This window comes from Pseudomonas sp. LRP2-20 (assembly GCF_024349685.1).
Lineage (GTDB): Bacteria > Pseudomonadota > Gammaproteobacteria > Pseudomonadales > Pseudomonadaceae > Aquipseudomonas.
In genome coordinates, this window is the sequence record NZ_AP025944.1 from 2,346,296 (window position 1) to 2,364,718 (window position 18,423).

Sequence of the window (18,423 nt, forward strand, 5' to 3'; positions counted from 1 at the left end):
TATATTAAGAATTCAGGGCGCGCCACCGGCATTAGGCTCAACTTCGTCGAGCGTGTCCTGAATGATGAATTTTGTGAAGTCGCAGGACTGCTGTGCGATGTGGACGATCCCCTCCATGAAAATGTCCGTCGCCGGACTACGGTGAATGGCCACGTACTGAACTCTGGGTAATGGCGGCGTGACCTCCAAGGCAACCAGAAGCCTTCTATCCTGCAGGGCGCCAAGGCAGTGTTTTGGCAGGTACGCGGTTGCCAAGCCCGACACCGCGAGTCCGATTTGCGCTAGTAGATTGCTGCAGACTATGGAACGTGATAGGTCCGCGCCCTGTGCCTTGAACCACTGTCCGTAAGCCTTGCCCATCCCCGAAAGCACGCCCTGAACGATCAGCATGCGTCCGGTGAGTTCATCCAAGGTAAAATGCTTCTGCTCTCCTGCCAGACTTGGCGCACACATCCAAACATTTTCCACTTTTCCCAACGGCTGCGTCGTGTAGCGATTGTCGTCAAAAATGTCGGGCACAATGATCAGATCAATGGAGTTGCTTTGCAGACGGTCGTGCAATGTCACACTGAGGTCGACTACAGGAATGATCTCCACAAGTGGGTAGGTCGCCTTTATTCCTCGAACCAAATCGGGTAGCCAGGTGAGGGCGGTCAACTCGGTCACGCCTAGACGCAGCTTCCGCCGCAAGGTTGCCGGGCTTTCTAAGCGTTGCAGAATCGCATCGCGCTGATCGAGTAAGGGCAGCGCCAGACTGACAATCTGCTCGCCCAGGGGGGTCAGTTGAGAACTGCGCCGGCTGCGGTCAAACAAGGGTTGGCCGTAGCGGGACTCCAGATCCTGCACACGTTTGGAGACTGCAGATTGTGTCGTGTTGAGAAAGTCGGCAGCTGCCTCGAAACTGCCGAGACGAGCGACCCAATAGATGGCTTCGATTTGTTTGAATGTGATCAACGGCTACTCCTCGAGTCCGCGATGTTAACGAGAACATCGCTAGGTCGGCTCAGGTTGGACAATGGTGCCCTTTAGGCGTCGCTCAATCCTAGCATGCAGTTGCTTCAAGCCGAGGCAGATATAGCTTGAAATGCCGCCAGCCTTGCGCTGCCGGCTTTACAGTGGTTTCTAGCGCATGGCAGACAATGGGGTGATTACACCGCCACCATTCTCAATAAGAACGCGAAGCTTTTGTGCAATTTCGACTGCGTTCGGGCCATCGCCGTGCACCATGATGACCGAAGCGTTGATCCGTATAGAGTTACCTGTGATCGTTGTCACGGTGCCAGAGTCTAGTAGCTGCGTTACCCGTCGTGCCGCCTCCTCGGGATCTTTGATCGTTGCCCCGGGATTGCCTCGGGGGACTAGCATGCCGTCATCACCGTAAGCCCTATCAGAGAAAAATTTGTTATGTGTTCGCATGCCGTATCGCATAGCCGCACGGGCAACTGCGCCGTTGGGCACTACAGGAAATATCAGTTCTGAATCAAACCTGTGGACAGTCTTGACAAGAATGTCGGCGAGCTCTTCGTCTCGGAAAAGTCTATTGCCGAGCGCACCATGGAAGCTCAGATGGGTAAGCTTATGCCCTGCATCCCTGGTGATCGCCGAGAGGGCGCCCAGTTGGTAGAGCAGCTCACTCCGCAGTTCGGATGGTTCAAGCGGCAGTTGTCGACGTCCAAAATGCCTAAGGTCATGGAAGCCGGGATGGGCCCCAATATCGACCCCATTTTTAGCTGCTAGTGCGACGGTGCGCGTCATGATCAAAGGATCGCCGGCATGGAAACCACAAGCGATGTTTGCGGAGGAAACGATACGCAGCAGTCCTTCATCGTCGCCCATTGAGTATGGCCCAAAGCCTTCCCCCATATCGCAGTTCAAGTCAATTTGCATGGGTATGTCCTGGCTGAGTCCGGGATATGTAGCGCCGGGCGAATTCGATGTTCTTTTGAGTACTAGAGATTCGCTCTTGCAGCGCACGCTCCATTTCGAGGGCGTCGGTGTAGTCGATTGGTGCGAAGCGGATCTTGGTACCGATGGGCATCTGAGCCAGGCGCCAAAGGTCAGCCCTTATCACAGCGCCAATCTTAGGGTAGCCGCCGGTAACATTGGCGTCGGCCATTTGTACAACCGGCAAGCCATTTGGTGGAACTTGAATCACACCCGGAATGATTCCATGGGATTTCATTTCGACTGGCTGCTTGAAAATCAGTGGATCGCCGTTGAGACGAAAACCCATCCTGTTACTCTGGTTAGAGATCGTCCAGGACGATTGGTAAAACCGGCAGACGCTTTCGTCGGTGAAGAGCTCTGCATCCCCAGCTGCCACTACATGAACCGGGCATGCGGCCATATCAGTCAGATACTCCCTTGGCGCGCGAATACCGAAGGGTGCATTTTGACTGTCGGTGCATAAGCCAATCTGGAGTTGATCGCCCTCACGCAAATAGCGACCTTCAAAACCGCCCAGCGAACCTCGGTTCTGCGTGCTTCTGGACCCAAGTACGGACGGCACGTCGATGCCTCCCGAAATGCAGAGGTAGGATCGCGCTCCGTGCGCTATGGCTGACAGGTTCAATATCTGCCCAGCCGTTGCGCAGTAACAGGTCCACGGGAGGATGACAGTGTCATTCAGTCGTGCGGCAACATGCGCGCCGGTGAGGCAGAAACTTGCGGTCTGTTGAAACTTGATCGTCAAAGGGGCCATGCACAGTTCGATGGCTGCTGCCCCCGCTTCATTACCGACCAGGGCATTGCCGAGCTGGATTGCGACAGGGTCCATTGCACCTGCTTGGCCGACGCCATACTGGCGATATCCACTGCGCCCCAAGTCTTGGACTGTTGCCAAGGGCGCTGCGCGCTGGATCTGGATCATGTGATTACCTTATCGATTACAAAGCGGACAGTGTCGCCAGGCAAAAAGTACGAGGGTGGGGTTTGATGGACATCAAATACTGGCGTCAGGGGGACGCCTATCGAATACCAGCCTGTCGGTCCAGCAGCAGCACGGACCCCGGTCTGTTCTCCTGCGATCATTACGGATAGGGCTGGCGCGTCTAGTAATGGCTCTTTGCGCCTTGGAATTATGAGCTGCTCGGGGATGCCGGCGAGATAGGCGAAACCGGGGGAACTGCCGAGAGCGAAAACCGTGTAGGTGGCGCTGGCGTGGAGTTCCGCCACCTCTACAGGGGACAAACCAGTGCGCTCAGCAACGTAGAGAAGGTCCGGGCCGCCGTAGGAAACTGGCATTTCCTTTAGGCAATGGTGTTCTCGATGCCTGATGTCGTGATTTGTCCACGCTCGAGTGACCCGTTCGCTAAACGCAAGAAAGTCAAAGGTGAGCGGATCATGAACAAACAACAGGTTGTTCATCCCTTGCAGGACTTCTCGAATACCAGGCCAGTCGACAGCAATCTCGTGCAATCCCCAGATCTTTCTTTGAGTTTCCAGAGACATAGGGCCGGGAACTTCCAGTAGTAGAGCTGACTCACCTAAGAGGCTAAGTCTTGGAGTGAAGGTCATGAATCATGTGTCTCCGACGCCCCCGTGAACATGCGAGGGATGCTATGAGGACTAAATGTCAGGGTTGATGGCAATGTCTTCTAATGGAGTAACTTTGTCTTTTCGTTCAAGGCCATAATAGGTTGTGGGTCCGACCCAATGATTCCAGATGGATGTTAGGGTGCCCTCATCTTCCAAGGCGATGAGTGCTTTATTCACCTCGTCGGTAAGCTGGGGTTGGTCTTTGCGAATGCCTACGCCGATTGGCTCTATTGCCAGCGGCTGTTTGATGATGGCCAGTTTCTTATCTGAATCCTGAGATTTATGGACGTAGTATTTGGCCGTAATGTTTGAAGTTACGAAACCTGCTGCTTTATTCTGCATCACGGATAGGTAGGAGGACGCAGTATCGTGAAACGCGATCGTTGATATTGAGTTGCTCTTGGCCGCACTTTCTGAAGTGGAGCCTGTTGGCGTCGCCAGCTTCAGCCCTCTGAAGTCTGCAATGGTGAGGTGTTTGCGCTCCTCAGGCGTTACGATAACTTCGCTGGTGATATAGTAAGCATGGCTGAATTGGATCTGCTTGGCCCGCACACTGGTATACGCCAGGTTTGCGACAGCTAAATCCACTTTGCCGGAGATCAGCTCAGCAACTCGAGCTTCAGTGGCTACCGGTTTAATTATGGCTTTTACGCCAATTTTTTCAGCGATGGCACGGCAAAGGTCGACATCGTGACCACTGGGGTTACGGGTTTGCGGATCAATGAATCCGAAAGGCGGAGTGCTCGACTGGACCGCACAGGTCAGAGACTTACGGCTCTGGATGTCTGCAAGTTGATCCGCTTGAACGCTCATTGATGCAAGGCTTGCGGCTGCACTCAAACCAATAAATAATGTACGCATATCTAAATCCGCCTCGCTATGGGTTGTGAGTTTTTGTAGGGCAGACGTAAAGAGATGATGCAACCGGATGCAGAGTCAGTAAGTTTTTGGGTTTTATTATCTGGCTGCATTTCCAGAGTACACAGTTCAGGCGTTGCAAAGAAATATCACGGGCCTATGCAGATATAATTATTGCTTATGGTGATCCCGCATCGTGTGGACGTGTCGTTCGAGAACCTCCAACAGCACTTGACGGGCGGCCTGCACTGCTTGGGTTGGCTGGATGCGTTCTGCTTCGCACAAGGCTAGATGTGCGATAACAGGAGCCTCGATGGGATGACAGCTGATGCTGGGCATCTCAGAGCGTAAATGCATGGCTACGGAGCGGGGGAGGACAGATGAGCCGAGGCCGGAAGCGATGGCTTCTCCTAGTGTCGATGTTTTGCAGATTTCGGCAACCACCTTCGGTTGCCTGTTCATGCGTTGAAACGCATCCTCGACAATGCGTCGCAAGAAGTGCTCTGTGTTTGCCAGGATGTAGTAGTCATCAAGGATGTCAGCAAGTTTGATCGGACCTTCGGGGATATCCCTTCGCGCCGAGAGGTAGTACAGCGGTTCTTCAAAGACCGGGGTGAAACGAATGCCATATGGTATGCCGGCGGTATACAGGCTTGTGCCCAGAATAGCCAAGTCAATACGGCCGCTCATGACCAACTCACTTTGGCGCAATCCTGAGTTCTGGTTCAGGTCCAAAACAATTCCAGGATGTCGGTCGCGTATCTGATGTAGTAATGGCATTGCTAATAGCTCGGCCATCGAGCTTTGGGCCAGAGCGATGCGAACTTTGCCTGAGATGTCCCCGGCAACCGAGTGGACCTCCGATTGGGCTTGCTCGCACTGCCGAATGATCAGCAGCGCATGCCTATAGAGGGCGGCTCCGGCCGGGGTGGGGGCTACACCGCGTTTGGTACGAATCAACAGCGTCTGCTTCAGTTCGCTCTCGAGCACGGCCAACTGTTGGCTCAAAGCTGGTTGAGCAATGTAGAGAACCTCCGCTGCCTGTGTGAGGCTGCCAATCTCAACGCTTTTCACGAAGTACATCAGCCGCCGAAGGTTCAGTGGTCGAGTCGAGATCATGCCTCACCTCATTCGTTGACCCTGTCTTCCGTGTGGCTGCGGAGCCGCTCGCAAGAGAGGGGCTGGATCTGGAGAGGGATTAGCCTGCTACATGCGAGAACATGAACTTGCCTGGGTAAGGCGCTTTGGCCTTAACGATGTGGCCCGTTGCAGACTCAACGATGAAGAGCAAGTTATTGTTAGGGCCACCAAACGCCAAGTTGGTCACTGTCCGCCCTGGCGTACAGGATGCTATGCGATAGAGTGGTACGGCGTCGCGGTCGAAAACCCAAACACAGCCATTTCCGGCATCACATGCATAGAGATTCCCGCGTTCGTCCAAGGCCAAGCCGTCTGCGCCTGATGCGCCGCCTGCCATGGCGGTGAAGATGCCTACTTTGCTGGTCGTGCCGTCTTTCTGAATGGGCATCCTCCAGATTGCATTGCCACGAGTCATGGCCACGAAAAGGTTGTTCTCACTCAGGTCCATCACCAGGCCATTCGGGCTAGGGCAGTTATCTACTAGGCACTCGAGCCGGTGCCTCTCGACATCATAGCGATAGACACGACCTGAAGGGTCATGCATGCCTGTCTGTCCTTGGTCGGTGAAAAATAGATTGCCTGACATATCAAAAAAAAGGTCATTGACCCCTTTGAAAGCTTCACTTTTGCGATGCGTTAGGAAGGGCTCAACTTTCCCGTTGAGAGGGTCGATCACCAGGATGCCGTACTTATAATCTGCTACAAACAACCTGCCATCTTTGTGGATCTTCAAGCCATTGGGCCATCCATCATATTCGACCACTAAGGACCACTCACCGTCTGGGTTGATCCTGAAAATTCGTCCATAGGGGATGTCGGTCACATACAGATTACCGTCTCGATCAAAAGATGGGCCCTCCAAGAAGGAAGTCACCTTCTTGCCAGGCTTGTTGGCTCGAACCCAATCTGAATCGCCATTCTTCCAGAACTCCCGCGGCAGACTGGTGAATAGATCCGTTGAGATGGGGGCGGGTGGCGAGTAAAAGCTCATGATGTGTCCGTTTGCCGTCTGGTCTTGGAAAGGTGCAGTTGTACTAGACGAGCTGCAACAGCGAGGCTCGACACCGGCTGAAAGTGGACGGAGTCGAGCTCGCGACGATGAGGTCTAGTTGAAGGTGTACGAGTAGTTCACGAAGAAGCGGGTTTGGTCGACGTCATAACCGCCTTGTGCATCGGGGACGCCGGTCCGGTAGTTCGCGCGGCGCAGCGAGAAATTAAGGTTTTTGGCTGGGCCAGACTGAATGGTGTAATCGAGGCGATAATCACGCTCCCACTCCTTGTAGGTCTTGCCGTTACCGGTAGCGTCCTTGATCGAGTCACCGTGCAGATAAGTCACGGATGCTTTCAATCCAGGGACGCCCAAGCCAGCAAAGTCGTAGGCATACTGCCCAAAGGACGTGTTCTCGCCAGCTCTTACAAATGCGTTGATCATTGAGTCTGTGAACAGGTAGTAGCTGGAACCGCCTTCGCCTTCAGGCCGGCCGCGGCCATCTCGGACGCTGCCATTGTTGACGGATGCCATGCCGCCGTCGTCACTGACCTGTTGATGACCGAGCAGGAATGAATGAGCACCCAATGCATAGGTGAACATGGCCGACCAAGTGTTGTTGTCGACTTCGCCTGGGTTCTTCGCGTAGCCACTATTATTATTGAACAGGTAGCCGGTTTGGCCGTTGCGACCATCCGACCGGCTATTGAAGAAACGCAAGTCGGTTTTGAGTGATTGGTTAGAGGCAATCGGGTATGTGTGCACCAGTCCCAGGAAGTTCTGCTTGTAGTAATCTTGGAGGTTTGCGTAGTAATACTGCACCAGCAGATTCTTGTTAATCCGCCAGTCCGCGCCGCCATACCAAAATGCGTCCGCACCGCGTGTACCGCCGTTCGCTGCGATACCTGCCCAGTTGCTGGAGGCGCGGCCGATCTCGCGGTCCAGGCGACCGGCGTTGAGGGTCACCGAATCGAATTCGTTCGAGGTGAAAAGGGTGCCGTTGTAAGCGGCAGGCAGCACGCGCCCATCGTTGGACATCAGGACTGGGACTTGCGGTTGCAAACTGTTGCCCACCTTGACTTCTGTTTTGGAGATGCGCATTTTCGCCGCCCCTCGCAGACTGGACCATGCATCAACGGGGGTGCCGTCGGTTGTGACTGGGGAGACGGTGTTCACGGTGCTGGCCGAATGGTTGTCCGTGCCGCCACCCAGCGTTGCTGCTCCGACAGCTTGCAGATCCAAGCCGAACCCAACGGGGCCATTGGTGTAACCGGAAATAAAGTCAAGCTTAAGGCCGGTCACTGTCTGCCTTTGATCGGCATCTTGCTCACGGGCGTTGCTATCAAAGTAAAGGGTGCGTGAACTAATGACTGACTTACTGTCTTTGAGAAAGTCAGCATGTGCATTATTCGATAGGAGTACAGATACGCCAAAGCCCATCAGTGCAGTCGACGCTGAAATCGAGAGTTTCATTGATGCTCCTGTTACATTTCTTATAGCCGGCACTATTTGGTCAGCCGCGTATTGTGGCTGAAAGGTCGTCAGTGCTCGGTGATACAAGCTTCAGCGATCGCTGGAGCTCGATCAAGTGGTGGCGGGGAGAAAGCTTTATTCGAAGTCTGCGATCTGGGTCAGTTTCTTTTGACGGATCATTTTGTACTCAGTGTGATCGCCATACCATTTGTCCCAGATGGACTGAAGTTCACCACTTTTTTCCATGTCTTGGAGAGCGCCGTCCAGCGCGGCCAGCAGGGAGGTTTCACCCTTCTTGACCCCCAGGCAGTTGGGCTCGAAATGCAGATTTTGATCTAGGAAATGCATACCGGAGGTACGCGCGTGGAATCGGATTGCCGCAGGTTCGGACATAGCCAGCCCCTGCACTTTTCCTTGCTCCAGTGCTACAAAAGCCGCGGGCGCATCTTCAAAGCCAATGACTTTTGAGTCGGGTAGTTGTTGTCGAGCATACAATTCTGGAGTTGAACTTTTTACAGAGCTGACTCGCTTGCCTGCCAGATCGGCGAAAGACTTGATTCCACTGCTATCTTTAACGAGGATCTTGATGGGGGTTTGGTAATACGCAGCAGTAAAGTCGATTTGGGTTGCCCGATCCTTAGTGTATCCAAGGGCGGCAGCTACGACATCGGCGCGCCCGGCAATCAGCGTAGGGATTCGGGCGCTTACTGCGATTCCTTGATGTTCTAAAGTTACTCCGAGATGCTTGGCCAAACTTTTGCATAGATCTACGTCAAGGCCAACAATTTCTCGAGTTTTCGGATCTTGATAGCCCAAGGGCACGCTGTCTGTGAGCGTTGCGCATCGCAGCGTGCCTCGATCTTTAATGTCTTGCAGTGCGTCAGCCATTGCATGGCAGGATATCAAGCCAAATGCCAGAGCGATCAAAGGAATCTTTTTCATGAGTGTCTCTCGTTAACAGATAGGGCAGTTTTTATAAAAATTTGTATTGCATTCTGTTATTCGCTCCATGCAGCCCGGCTCTATATTTTTCAGAGATTAGGAGTGGTCGAGCTCAGTGTCCTTACAGCCTATCGAACGCCTAAAATTGCGGGGAGTCCGCATTGTCGTCGCATCGATGGAGGCAGCCTATGAGCCATCTGAAATGAAGAAAAGCGAGTTTTTTTCCATTCTATTCATCGTATTTTTTCCGCAACGTGCCCCTAAGACGGCTTGAGCTTTTTGCGCATTCGAGCCTTATCGAACAGTTGAGAACGAGATTCTCACTGGCTAGCCAGGTCAATTTCTGTCGTTTTACCTAGGGTGGATAGGTGTCCCAGGCTCTAGGAAGCTATTCAGGGGCTGATGATACGAGTTCGTCCAGGCCGCTCAGCGGCGGTGTAGCAGGTTTTCCCCAGTCCGGCTGAGCTGGCAGTCAGGAGGAGGGGGCGGTCAAGCGTTGCTTAATTTTTCATAACGCGGTTATGATTGGTCCTGTTAATGCATTCCATGCTCCATGAAAATCCAAGCGTCGGCCTTCGTTATCGTTAGTGACCGCAGGGAAGCTCCTCTTCTCATTTTAGGAATAGCCTATCAAGCTCCGATGCGAACAAGCTCTTTGGCTGCAGCCATGCGTCGAGGCGTGACCTGAGCCCAGCTTGGGGCTGGCGTGAACCTACGGTTGTCAAGCAGCATTGCTGCGATAGGAATATGATTTGCAATCTACCAGTATCAGCTCGTGGCCCACGCCGATCCGTGCCCTGCGCCACCGTGAGTTCCGGTTCTATTTCTTTGGGCAGGCGTTTTCGCACTTAGGCAAATGGATCCAGCAGGTGGGCCTTTCGTGGTTGGTTTATCACCTGACGTCTTCTGCGACGTTGCTTGGTATCGCTACGTTCTGTTCGTTGGCGCCCCAGCTTATAGTCGGTCCAGCTGCTGGTGCTTGGGCCGATAAGGTCAACAAGCGTTTTCTTTTGATTGTGGTGCTGGCACTGCTAGCGATTCAAGCGTTGACCCTGGCAGTGCTGACAGCGCTAGAGCTGGTCACACCTATCGTGATCATATTGATGTCGCTGCTGCTCGGTGTGCTCAACGCTATTGAGAACCCATTAAGGCAGGCCATGATCTCGGGTTTTATCGGTCATAAGGATGACATCCCTAATGGTCTAGCTTTGAATGCCATGTTATTCAACGCCTCGCGTTTCATCGGTCCACCTCTTGCTGGGTTGCTTGTAGCCTTGACTGGAGAGGCGGCATGCTTCGCGTTGAACTCATTGGCATTCATTGCGCCGCTGATCGCCATAGTGCTGATTCCAGGTCGGCCACAGCCAGCTGTGCAGTCCTCGCTGCTGAACGCCTTCAAGGAAGGGCTGAGTTACTCGTTTTCAACGCCGATTATTCGAGTGCTAATGCTCTCGGTTGTTGTAGTTAATGTTACGGCAGCCAGTTATGCAGTGCTTTTGCCTATTGTCACCAAAGACATGCTGGATGGTGATTCTAAAACACTAGGCGGGCTGTGGGGGGCAGCGGGTTTTGGCGCATTGGCAGCTACGATTCTCTTGTCAGCCCTGAGTAATACTTCCCACTTGAAACGTATCATTGCGGCGGCATTGATCGTCAGCTGCGGTGGCATGTTCCTGCTTAGTAGCTTTTCTGAATTTAACCTCAGCCTTTTAGCATTATGCATGATGGGATTTGGCATCAGTTGCACGAATGTGAGTTCCAATATTCTATTGCAGACTTATTCGCCCGATCACATGCGGGGGCGTGTCGTTTCATTGTATATATCGTTACGCTCAGGGTTCGAGGCTGTTGGTGGGTTAGTGGCTGGTTGGTTGGCCAGCTACTACGGTGCGAAGGTTACTTTCGGCGTTGAAGGATCAATACTTGCCATATTGGCGATCGGGCTTTATTTCCAGTTCGCTCGAGCCAAGCAGTCGTCTATGAGCGAGTCATGATGACGGGTTGTGGCTGAGTTACGTACGAGCCGAAGTCGCAAGTTTTTTTGGCGATGGCCAAAAGATCCTGCATAAAGAGATCATTGGCATCATTACGATGCAGTGCTCGGTATTTGATGCGTGGTAGAAGTGGTTGGACATCGAGGCGAACGAGCGTTCCGCTGTCCAAAAGTGCGCCTAGGTAATGTAGCGGCAGGTAGGAGATGCCTAGGCCAGACACCGCTAGACCGATCTGTGCTAACAGGTTGCTACAGATGATTGGTTTGTTAATGTGAAGGCCAAGCTGTTTGAACCATTGTCCATACGCCACTCCCATGCCAGAAGTAGTGCCTTGGACAATCAAGGGCAAATCGGCCAGTTCTTCAAGGGATTGGATCTGCTTGTCCCCAATCAGGGTAGGTGAGCCCATCCAGGCATTTTCGACGTCGCTTAGAAGTTCAGATTCAAATCGGTTGTCAGGGAAAATGTCGGGAATAATGATGAGATCAATTGTATTGCTACTTAGGCGCTCAAGAAGATTCGGGCTGAGATCGACCTCGGGGATGATTTCAACTTGAGGGTATCGCTCACGCAGGGCGCTTACCATGATCGGCAGCCAGGTCAAGGCGGTGAGCTCGGTAACGCCAAGACGCAATTTGCGTTTGAGCGTATCGGGCCGCTCAAGCTGCTGAACGATGGCGTCTCGCTGGCCAAGCAGCTTGGTGGTGAGTTCCACCACCTCTTCGCCGAGCGGAGTGAGCTGGGAGCTGCGGCGAGTTCGATCGAGGAGGGCTTGGCCATACCGTGCCTCGAGGTCTTGAATACGCTTGGATATGGCGGATTGCGTTGTATTCAGGTAATCGGCCGCGGCTTCAAAGCTACCTAGGCGGGCTACCCAGTAGAGCGCTTCGATCTGCTTGAGAGTAATCATAGTGAAAAACCTTTCATCGTATTTTGCGATTTTATTCTAGGTGAAAAATTCGCTTTTTGTCCATCTCGACGGACCTTAAGCTCCAGTGACTCGCACACAAAAAGGTCGAAGGTCATGTATCCGCTGTCTGAACGTCTCAACCGTTTTTCTCCATCTGCAAGCGTCAGTGCTAAAGCCCGCGTGACTGAGCTTGAAGCTCAGGGCAAAAGAATCCTTGACTTCTGCGTCGGTGAACCGGATTTCGTGACGGCAAGCAATATCAGCGAAGCTGCGTTTGCGGCGGCCTTGCGCGGCGAAACTCGCTATACACCGACCACTGGTACTCGGCCGATGAAGCTGGCAGTCATCAATAAGTTCAAGTCCGAGAATGGACTTGACTTCGATCCGGCAGAGATCGTTGTTGGGTCGGGAGCGAAGCAACTGATCTTCACGGCCTTCACCTGCACCGTGGACGACGGTGACGAAGTTATTGTTCCAGCACCTTACTGGGTGTCGTACCCGGACATTGTTAAGCTCAACGGCGGTGTGCCGGTGGTAGTCGAATGCCCGGATACCCAGGGGTTCAAGCTCACCGCGGAGCAGCTCGAGGCGGCGATTACCCCGCGTACTAAATGGCTGGTGCTGAACACGCCAAATAACCCAAGTGGCGCTGTCTACAGCGAGGCAGAAATCAAAGCGCTCGGCGAGGTACTGGTACGTCATAACCACGTCTGGCTGTTGACTGATGAGATCTATGAGCACTTCAACTACGGTGGTGTTTCCCAAGTAGCGATCACTAACCTGTATCCGGAACTTCGTGATCGCACGCTGATCATCAATGGTGTCTCTAAGGCTTATGCCATGACTGGCTGGCGTATCGGCTACGCCGGCGGCCCGCAGAGCTTGACCAAGGCAATGGACAAGTTCATGTCGCAAAGCATCGGCGGCGCCTGCTCTATCAGCCAGGCTGCAGCCATCGAGGCGCTGACCAATTCCAAGCCTTTCGTCGACGAGGCCGCTCGAGTGTTCGGTGCTCGCCGCGACCTGGTCGTCAAAATGCTCAACGAAGTTCCAGGTCTAACCTGCACCCAGGTAGAGGGTGCCTTCTACGCCTACCCGAACTGCGGTGGACTGATCGGCAAACGAACCCCGTCGGGCGAGATCCTGGAGACTGATACTGATGTTCGTAACTACCTACTCGAGGAGGCCAATGTCGCAGTCCTAGACGGCGGAGCATACGGGCTTTCCCCGTATCTGCGACTGTCATTCGCTACCTCGACTGAGATCATTGAGGAAGGCTGTAAGCAGATCAAGGAAGCATGCAGCAAGCTGGTGTGAGATTTCCGCTGGCCAGAATAATTAAATAAAACAAAATGGCTTTGACCTGCCGTAACTTTTGAGTGGTATCGCATGAAAAGTATAATTTTTATCGCTCTTGGTCTTATCGCATCGAGTGTTGTACACGCCGATGCTTTGAGTGACATCAAGGCACGTGGATCGATTCGCTGTGCAACACTCACCGACAGCGTGCCCTTGGGTTACCAGGATCCGACCAGTCGTCAGCTGGTTGGTTTGGATGTTGATGTCTGCAAAGGCGTTGCAAAGCATCTTGGCGTGAAAGCTGATATTCAAGGAGTAGCCGTCAGCGCACGGATTCCCAGTCTCATGACCGGTCGAGTTGACTTGGTCGCTGCAGCGTTGGGTTATACCGAGGCCCGTGCTTCGCAGATCGACTTCAGCTCGGCTTATTATCAAATTCCCGTAAAGATTCTGGTCAGAAAAGACTCCAACGTCAGCGAGTTCTCTGACTTAAATGGCAAACGAATCAGCGCTATAAAGAGCTCTACTCCTGAACTGTACGCGCGGCAGCAGATTCCAGGTGCCAAGGTAATTGGCTTCGAGGATGCGCCGGGAGCATTCATGGCGTTGGAGCAGAACAAGGTTCAAGGGATGGCAATGACTGAGCCGGCAGCCATTCGATTCCATACTCGAACTGAAAGTATGCACTTCCTGGCTCAAAGCCTTCATTTTGAACCGAGCTGCATCGGTATCAAGAAGGGGGAAACCTCTCTGACGGCAGCGGTAGATGGGGCGCTAAAGGCCATGGAGGATTCAGGAGAGCTGCAGGCCATCTGGGACCACTGGTACGGTCCAGAAACGGAATACAAGCTGGCCAGAGAGAAGAAGCTCACGGCTGTTACCGAGTTTCGTTAATTGACAGTTGCGGCTTTTGGAGGCGCATAAATGGCAATCTTCTCTGGATTTAGCTCCCTCCTGACGGGAAGCTATCTCGACTTGTTCTTACAAGGTATAGCCCTGACGGCCCAGCTTTTTGTGGTCTCGCTCATTGCTGCCTTACTGCTGGGTTGCATCTTGATGATGATCCGGCTCACCCCAGGGCGCATCGGTGATTCACTGGTTACGGTGTATGTTGAATACCACCGCAACGTGCCCAGCCTGGTTCAGCTGTTTGTATGGTACTTTGGGGTGCCGCAGCTTTTGCCGCAAACCACCCAGGACTGGATTAACGTGCACGGCGGTGAGGTGTTCTTTGCCATCGTGTCGCTCACCCTCAACGCGGCTGCTTACATCTCCGAGGATCTCAGAAGTGGCTTCCGCTCGCTGCCTACCGGGCAAACGGAAGCTGCGCGTGCGCTGGGCATCAACTACTTCCAGACACTGCGCAAGATCCTGATCCCTCAAGCGATCCGTGCGGCAGCTCCTGCACTGGTTAACCAGACTTTAGGCCTGTTCAAGACTACCGCGCTGGCGATGGCGATCGGTACTGCGGAAGTCATGTATATGACGCGGCAGATTGAGGGCGAGACCTACATGACGTTCCAGACCTATGCGGTAGCCAGCATCATTTACCTGATTGGCTCTTGGACCATCATGGCATTGGGTGGCATCTGGCAGCGCCGTATTCAAATTCAAGGGTCGAGGTGAGAAATGATCGACATCATTAATGAATATGGCGTGATGCTGATGGTCGGCCAGTTTCCCAACGGCCCGCTCGGCGGTTTGGCGCTTACCATTGTTCTTGCTGTGACCAGTTTGCTCGTGTCGTTCCCGTTGGCGATCTGCATCGGCCTTGCACGAACCTCGAAGATCAAGGCGATTTATCAAGTTGCCGCAGCCTACACCTACGTGGTTCGAGCCGTTCCATTGGTACTTCTGGTGTTCTGGGCCTACTTTGTCGTCCCCTTGGTAACTGGCTACAACATCTCTGGTTTCGTCACCATGGTGGTAGCGCTTGTTCTTTACGAGGGCGCATACCTCGGAGAGGTGATCCGTGCTGGCATCGATTCGGTGAACAAAGGACAGACCGAGGCTGCCCGCGCCTTGGGAATGACCTATTGGCAATGCATGCGAAAGATCATTCTGCCGCAGGCGCTCTTCAACATGATACCGAGCATTCTCAACCAGTTTGTTCTGATCACCAAAAATACCTCACTGGCCTACCTCATTGGTACTCAGGAGGTTACGTTCGCGGCTTATCAGATCAACAACCAACTGCTCACCAAACCGTTCCAGGTCTACATCCTGCTAGCTCTATGCTACTTCGTCCTCTGCTTCTCGCTGAGCCGCATGGCCAAGTGGCTTGAAGGCTATATCGGCCGTAAGCGTTCGGGCGTAGGTCGCCAGTCCCAAAACAATATTGATACGCCAGTGCACCTGGAGGCCTCGAAATGATCGAATTTAAAAATGTAAACAAGTGGTACGGCGATTATCACGCGCTCAACAGCATCACCGAAACCGTCGAGAAAGGGGAGGTTGTGGTGGTCTGCGGTCCTTCGGGGTCTGGCAAGTCGACGTTAATTCGTACAGTCAATCGCCTGGAAGAGATTCAGGACGGGAGCATCGTAGTCTGCGGCTCTGAAGTGCATGCTCACAAAACGCAGTTGAACGCCATTCGTAGCCGCATTGGTTTCGTCTTCCAGTCGTTCAACTTATTCCCGCACATGAGCGTGCTCGATAACGTCATGATCGGCCCGCTGACGGTTCTCAAAGCCGATCGCAAAGAGATTAAGGACAAAGCCCTGGCGTTGCTGGCCAAGGTGGGTCTTGCGCACAAGGCCGACGCCATGCCTCCCCAGCTCTCGGGCGGTCAGCAGCAGCGCGTCGCGATTGCCCGAGCATTGGCGATGGATCCGCCGGTCATGCTTTTTGATGAGCCGACCAGCGCGCTTGACCCCGAGATGGTAGGGGAGGTGCTGCAGGTCATGAAGGACTTGGCATCGGAAGGTATGACCATGATTTGCGTCACCCACGAGATGGGCTTCGCCCGCGAAGTGGCGGATCGTATCTGGTTCATGGATGCCGGCACAGTGTTGGAGCGCGGGACCCCGGAGGACTTCTTCACCGCGCCGAAGCATCCGCGAGCGGCGAAGTTCATTTCGGACATCCGGGCCCACTGATGAACACTGCAGCTCGCTCGCCACACATCGCTGTTCGGGAGGAATGGTTGGCATTGCATCAGGAGGAGGCTCTTGATGCAGACCTGCCGATCGTTGATGCTCATCACCACCTTTGGGATCGGCCGAGCGGTCGTTACCTATTTGACGAACTCCGAGCGGATACATCCGGTAAGCACAACATCATTGCGTCGGTTTACGTTCAGTGTCGTTCGATGTTCCAGGAAGGGCGAGTGGACCCATTCAAGACTGTGGGAGAAGTTGAGTTCGCCAACGGCATTGCGGCCCTCTCTGCTAGCGGACTGTACGGTCATGCCAGGCTCTGCGCAGGCATCGTGGCCGGAGCCGACTTGAGCCTGGGGGACGCGGTGCGGCGGGTGTTGGCTGAAATGCAGGAGCGAGCCGGCCCCCGGCTTTGCGGCGTGAGGAACACGACGGCATGGCACAGGGATTCTGAAATTGTCTCGAACCCCAACCCCCCACCCGCTGGGTTGTTGAGCAGTTCAAAGTTTCGGCAAGGCGTTCGCGCGTTGAAGGACTATGGCCTCGTGCTCGATGTATGGGCGTACCACACCCAGTTGGCAGAAGTTCTGGATCTCGCGCTAGCAAATCCAGAGGTGGTGATTGTACTGGATCATGTCGGGGGGCCACTGGGCGTTCGCGAGTACGCTAACAACCGAGGGCTGGTTTTCAACGAGTGGCGGGCAAGTCTAGCCAGACTTGCAGAGCTTCCGAATGTCCGAGTCAAATTGGGCGGCCTGGGCATGAGTATCGGTGGCTTCGATTACCATCTCAGACAAAAACCGCCTTCGTCTGAAACTTTGGCTATGGATTGGGCGCCATACATCCTTACCGTGATCGAGCTGTTTGGTGTTGAGCGCTGTATGTTTGAAAGCAATTTTCCTGTTGATAAGGGAATGTTCTCGTACAGTGTCTTGTGGAATAGCTTTAAACGACTTGTTTCCGATTTTAATTCTGATGAGCGTACGTTGCTCTTCAGTAAGAATGCGATAGATACTTACAAGCTCAGCTTTCAATCGTTTCCTAAACCGCAACAACAGTTCTAAGGCAGACTGGCCGAGGAGATAATATGTCGACTGGATTTCGTGTTCTTAAAAGAAAACAAGTTGCTTCGGATGAACTGGTAGCTGCCTTCCGTGAAGTACCGGTTGCCAACATCAGTGATTCCATCAATCGTATGTTTGCAGGTGGTGCCGACCTTCGACCGTTGCATGACGGTACAGTGCTGGCCGGTCCTGCTTTGACGGTAAAGTGTCGCCCAGGTGACAACCTGATGCTGCACTACGCGCTCGATATCGCACAGCCAGGCGATGTGATCGTTGTCGATGCTGGTGGGGATCTGACCAACGCCTTGACCGGCGAGTTGATGATTACTTATGCGATCAAGAAAAAAGTCGCTGGTTTTGTCATCAACGGTGCCGTTCGTGATTCTGCAGCGATCCGTAAAGGCAGCTTCCCGGTCTTTGCTGCTGGTGTGACCCACCGCGGCCCATATAAAGACGGCCCTGGCGAGATCAACGTACCGATTGCGATCAACGGTATGGTCATCGAACCAGGCGACCTCATCGTGGGCGATGATGACGGTTTCGTAGCAATATCTCTGGCTGAGGCTGCCGGCATCCTGAAAAAGGCCAGCGCAAAACATGCGGCTGAGACCAAGCAGCTGGACGACATCGCCAATGGTACTAACAGCCGTGATTGGGTCGTTAACTCCTTGCGATCCAAGGGTTGTTTCTTTGAGGAATAATGCACTTTTGATCTGACGGACTTTCCTCAGCGCCTTCGGGCGCTTTTTTTTCGTGATTACTAAGTGTGCAGTCGTTGAAAGGAGGGGGGAGCACTCAGCAGTATTGAATCGCCCCAAGTTTCCTATACACTCTCCAAGCTCAGAAAATAGCGTTTCTCATACTCTACTGGAGATAGCTGCATATCACTGCTTTGTCGACGTTTTGGGTTATAGAACATCTCGATGTAATCGAAAATATCACTTCGGGCTTCGTCACGCGTTCCGTAGATTTTTCGCCGGATCCGCTCCCGCTTCAAAAGCTGGAAAAAGCTCTCGGCCACGGCGTTGTCATGGCAGTTTCCCTGTCGGCTCATGCTGCTGATCACATTGTTGGCCTTAAGGAAGCTTTGCCATTCTGAGCTACTGAACTGACTGCCTTG

General features: G+C 53.4%; 18 protein-coding genes and 1 pseudogene. 8 read left to right on the forward strand and 11 right to left on the reverse strand.

Going from position 1 to position 18,423, the window contains the following annotated elements:
* Positions 1-12: 12 nt before the first annotated feature.
* The 9 genes from OCX61_RS10325 to OCX61_RS10365 all read right to left on the reverse strand — a co-directional run bounded on the left by OCX61_RS10325 (position 13) and on the right by OCX61_RS10365 (position 8,938).
* Complete coding sequence (locus OCX61_RS10325) at positions 13-954, reverse strand: LysR family transcriptional regulator (protein WP_261943698.1); 942 nt, start codon at positions 952-954, stop codon at positions 13-15.
* 168 nt (positions 955-1,122) lie between these two features.
* A complete protein-coding gene (locus OCX61_RS10330) occupies positions 1,123-1,887 on the reverse strand; it encodes a LamB/YcsF family protein (RefSeq protein WP_186598559.1) in 765 nt (254 codons plus the stop codon).
* Positions 1,877-2,869 (reverse strand): 5-oxoprolinase subunit C family protein, encoded by a 993-nt coding sequence (locus OCX61_RS10335; protein WP_261943699.1) that lies wholly within the window; start codon positions 2,867-2,869, stop codon positions 1,877-1,879. Before OCX61_RS10335 ends, OCX61_RS10330 begins: the two co-directional genes overlap by 11 nt.
* Positions 2,866-3,516 (reverse strand): 5-oxoprolinase subunit PxpB, encoded by a 651-nt coding sequence (gene pxpB / locus OCX61_RS10340; RefSeq protein ID WP_261943700.1) that lies wholly within the window; start codon positions 3,514-3,516, stop codon positions 2,866-2,868. Before pxpB ends, OCX61_RS10335 begins: the two co-directional genes overlap by 4 nt.
* A 51-nt stretch (positions 3,517-3,567) precedes the next feature.
* On the reverse strand, positions 3,568-4,398 hold the full coding sequence (locus tag OCX61_RS10345; protein ID WP_261943701.1) for a transporter substrate-binding domain-containing protein: 831 nt from the start codon (positions 4,396-4,398) through the stop codon (positions 3,568-3,570).
* Positions 4,399-4,566: 168 nt separating this feature from the next.
* Positions 4,567-5,514, reverse strand: a complete 948-nt coding sequence (locus OCX61_RS10350; RefSeq protein WP_049818762.1) for a LysR substrate-binding domain-containing protein — start codon at positions 5,512-5,514, stop codon at positions 4,567-4,569.
* A 79-nt stretch (positions 5,515-5,593) separates the two neighbouring features.
* A complete protein-coding gene (locus OCX61_RS10355; RefSeq protein ID WP_261943702.1) occupies positions 5,594-6,526 on the reverse strand; it encodes an SMP-30/gluconolactonase/LRE family protein in 933 nt (310 codons plus the stop codon).
* A gap of 114 nt (positions 6,527-6,640) precedes the next feature.
* Positions 6,641-7,984: an OprD family outer membrane porin gene (locus OCX61_RS10360; protein WP_410011113.1), complete on the reverse strand. Its 1,344-nt coding sequence runs from the start codon at positions 7,982-7,984 to the stop codon at positions 6,641-6,643.
* A 147-nt stretch (positions 7,985-8,131) separates the two neighbouring features.
* Positions 8,132-8,938 (reverse strand): transporter substrate-binding domain-containing protein, encoded by an 807-nt coding sequence (locus OCX61_RS10365; protein ID WP_186598564.1) that lies wholly within the window; start codon positions 8,936-8,938, stop codon positions 8,132-8,134.
* A 752-nt stretch (positions 8,939-9,690) separates the two neighbouring features.
* Here OCX61_RS10365 and OCX61_RS10370 point away from each other — a divergent pair.
* On the forward strand, positions 9,691-10,932 hold the full coding sequence (locus tag OCX61_RS10370; RefSeq protein ID WP_202883343.1) for an MFS transporter: 1,242 nt from the start codon (positions 9,691-9,693) through the stop codon (positions 10,930-10,932).
* On the opposite strand, the gene OCX61_RS10375 is transcribed toward OCX61_RS10370, so the two are convergent.
* Positions 10,916-11,842 carry a LysR family transcriptional regulator gene (locus tag OCX61_RS10375; protein ID WP_261943703.1) on the reverse strand — a complete coding sequence of 309 codons (927 nt, stop codon included), beginning with the start codon at positions 11,840-11,842 and terminating at the stop codon, positions 10,916-10,918. The two genes, OCX61_RS10370 and OCX61_RS10375, sit on opposite strands and share 17 nt — an antisense overlap.
* Positions 11,843-11,956: 114 nt before the next feature.
* Here OCX61_RS10375 and OCX61_RS10380 point away from each other — a divergent pair, with 114 nt between their 5' ends.
* The 7 genes from OCX61_RS10380 to OCX61_RS10410 all read left to right on the forward strand — a co-directional run bounded on the left by OCX61_RS10380 (position 11,957) and on the right by OCX61_RS10410 (position 18,004).
* Positions 11,957-13,159, forward strand: coding sequence for an aminotransferase class I/II-fold pyridoxal phosphate-dependent enzyme (locus tag OCX61_RS10380; protein ID WP_027907280.1), 1,203 nt, complete (start codon positions 11,957-11,959; stop codon positions 13,157-13,159).
* Between the two features lie 72 nt (positions 13,160-13,231).
* Positions 13,232-14,035 carry a transporter substrate-binding domain-containing protein gene (locus tag OCX61_RS10385; protein ID WP_261943704.1) on the forward strand — a complete coding sequence of 268 codons (804 nt, stop codon included), beginning with the start codon at positions 13,232-13,234 and terminating at the stop codon, positions 14,033-14,035.
* A 30-nt stretch (positions 14,036-14,065) separates the two neighbouring features.
* Positions 14,066-14,767, forward strand: coding sequence for an amino acid ABC transporter permease (locus tag OCX61_RS10390; protein ID WP_189684746.1), 702 nt, complete (start codon positions 14,066-14,068; stop codon positions 14,765-14,767).
* Between the two features lie 3 nt (positions 14,768-14,770).
* A complete protein-coding gene (locus OCX61_RS10395; protein WP_261943705.1) occupies positions 14,771-15,514 on the forward strand; it encodes an amino acid ABC transporter permease in 744 nt (247 codons plus the stop codon).
* Positions 15,511-16,239, forward strand: coding sequence for an amino acid ABC transporter ATP-binding protein (locus OCX61_RS10400; RefSeq protein ID WP_186598568.1), 729 nt, complete (start codon positions 15,511-15,513; stop codon positions 16,237-16,239). The genes OCX61_RS10395 and OCX61_RS10400 overlap by 4 nt, the downstream gene beginning before the upstream one ends.
* Positions 16,239-17,303: an amidohydrolase family protein gene (locus tag OCX61_RS10405; RefSeq protein ID WP_261943706.1), complete on the forward strand. Its 1,065-nt coding sequence runs from the start codon at positions 16,239-16,241 to the stop codon at positions 17,301-17,303. The genes OCX61_RS10400 and OCX61_RS10405 overlap by 1 nt, the downstream gene beginning before the upstream one ends.
* A 23-nt stretch (positions 17,304-17,326) precedes the next feature.
* Positions 17,327-18,004, forward strand: a complete 678-nt coding sequence (locus tag OCX61_RS10410) for an RraA family protein (protein ID WP_027907275.1) — start codon at positions 17,327-17,329, stop codon at positions 18,002-18,004.
* A 122-nt stretch (positions 18,005-18,126) separates the two neighbouring features.
* Here OCX61_RS10410 and OCX61_RS10415 read toward each other — a convergent pair.
* A pseudogene (locus tag OCX61_RS10415) lies at positions 18,127-18,423 on the reverse strand (IS3 family transposase); the annotation flags it as partial.

Bases quoted from the DNA above. Each gene is read 5' to 3' on its own strand.
- OCX61_RS10330 (WP_186598559.1), bottom strand. From the start codon at position 1,887: ATGCAAATTGACTTGAACTGCGATATGGGGGAAGGCTTTGGGCCATAC.
- OCX61_RS10335 (WP_261943699.1), bottom strand. From the start codon at position 2,869: ATGATCCAGATCCAGCGCGCAGCGCCCTTGGCAACAGTCCAAGACTTG.
- pxpB (WP_261943700.1), bottom strand. From the start codon at position 3,516: ATGACCTTCACTCCAAGACTTAGCCTCTTAGGTGAGTCAGCTCTACTA.
- OCX61_RS10345 (WP_261943701.1), bottom strand. From the start codon at position 4,398: ATGCGTACATTATTTATTGGTTTGAGTGCAGCCGCAAGCCTTGCATCA.
- OCX61_RS10350 (WP_049818762.1), bottom strand. From the start codon at position 5,514: ATGATCTCGACTCGACCACTGAACCTTCGGCGGCTGATGTACTTCGTG.
- OCX61_RS10355 (WP_261943702.1), bottom strand. From the start codon at position 6,526: ATGAGCTTTTACTCGCCACCCGCCCCCATCTCAACGGATCTATTCACC.
- OCX61_RS10365 (WP_186598564.1), bottom strand. From the start codon at position 8,938: ATGAAAAAGATTCCTTTGATCGCTCTGGCATTTGGCTTGATATCCTGC.
- OCX61_RS10375 (WP_261943703.1), bottom strand. From the start codon at position 11,842: ATGATTACTCTCAAGCAGATCGAAGCGCTCTACTGGGTAGCCCGCCTA.
- OCX61_RS10380 (WP_027907280.1), top strand. From the start codon at position 11,957: ATGTATCCGCTGTCTGAACGTCTCAACCGTTTTTCTCCATCTGCAAGC.
- OCX61_RS10385 (WP_261943704.1), top strand. From the start codon at position 13,232: ATGAAAAGTATAATTTTTATCGCTCTTGGTCTTATCGCATCGAGTGTT.
- OCX61_RS10390 (WP_189684746.1), top strand. From the start codon at position 14,066: ATGGCAATCTTCTCTGGATTTAGCTCCCTCCTGACGGGAAGCTATCTC.
- OCX61_RS10395 (WP_261943705.1), top strand. From the start codon at position 14,771: ATGATCGACATCATTAATGAATATGGCGTGATGCTGATGGTCGGCCAG.
- OCX61_RS10400 (WP_186598568.1), top strand. From the start codon at position 15,511: ATGATCGAATTTAAAAATGTAAACAAGTGGTACGGCGATTATCACGCG.
- OCX61_RS10405 (WP_261943706.1), top strand. From the start codon at position 16,239: ATGAACACTGCAGCTCGCTCGCCACACATCGCTGTTCGGGAGGAATGG.
- OCX61_RS10410 (WP_027907275.1), top strand. From the start codon at position 17,327: ATGTCGACTGGATTTCGTGTTCTTAAAAGAAAACAAGTTGCTTCGGAT.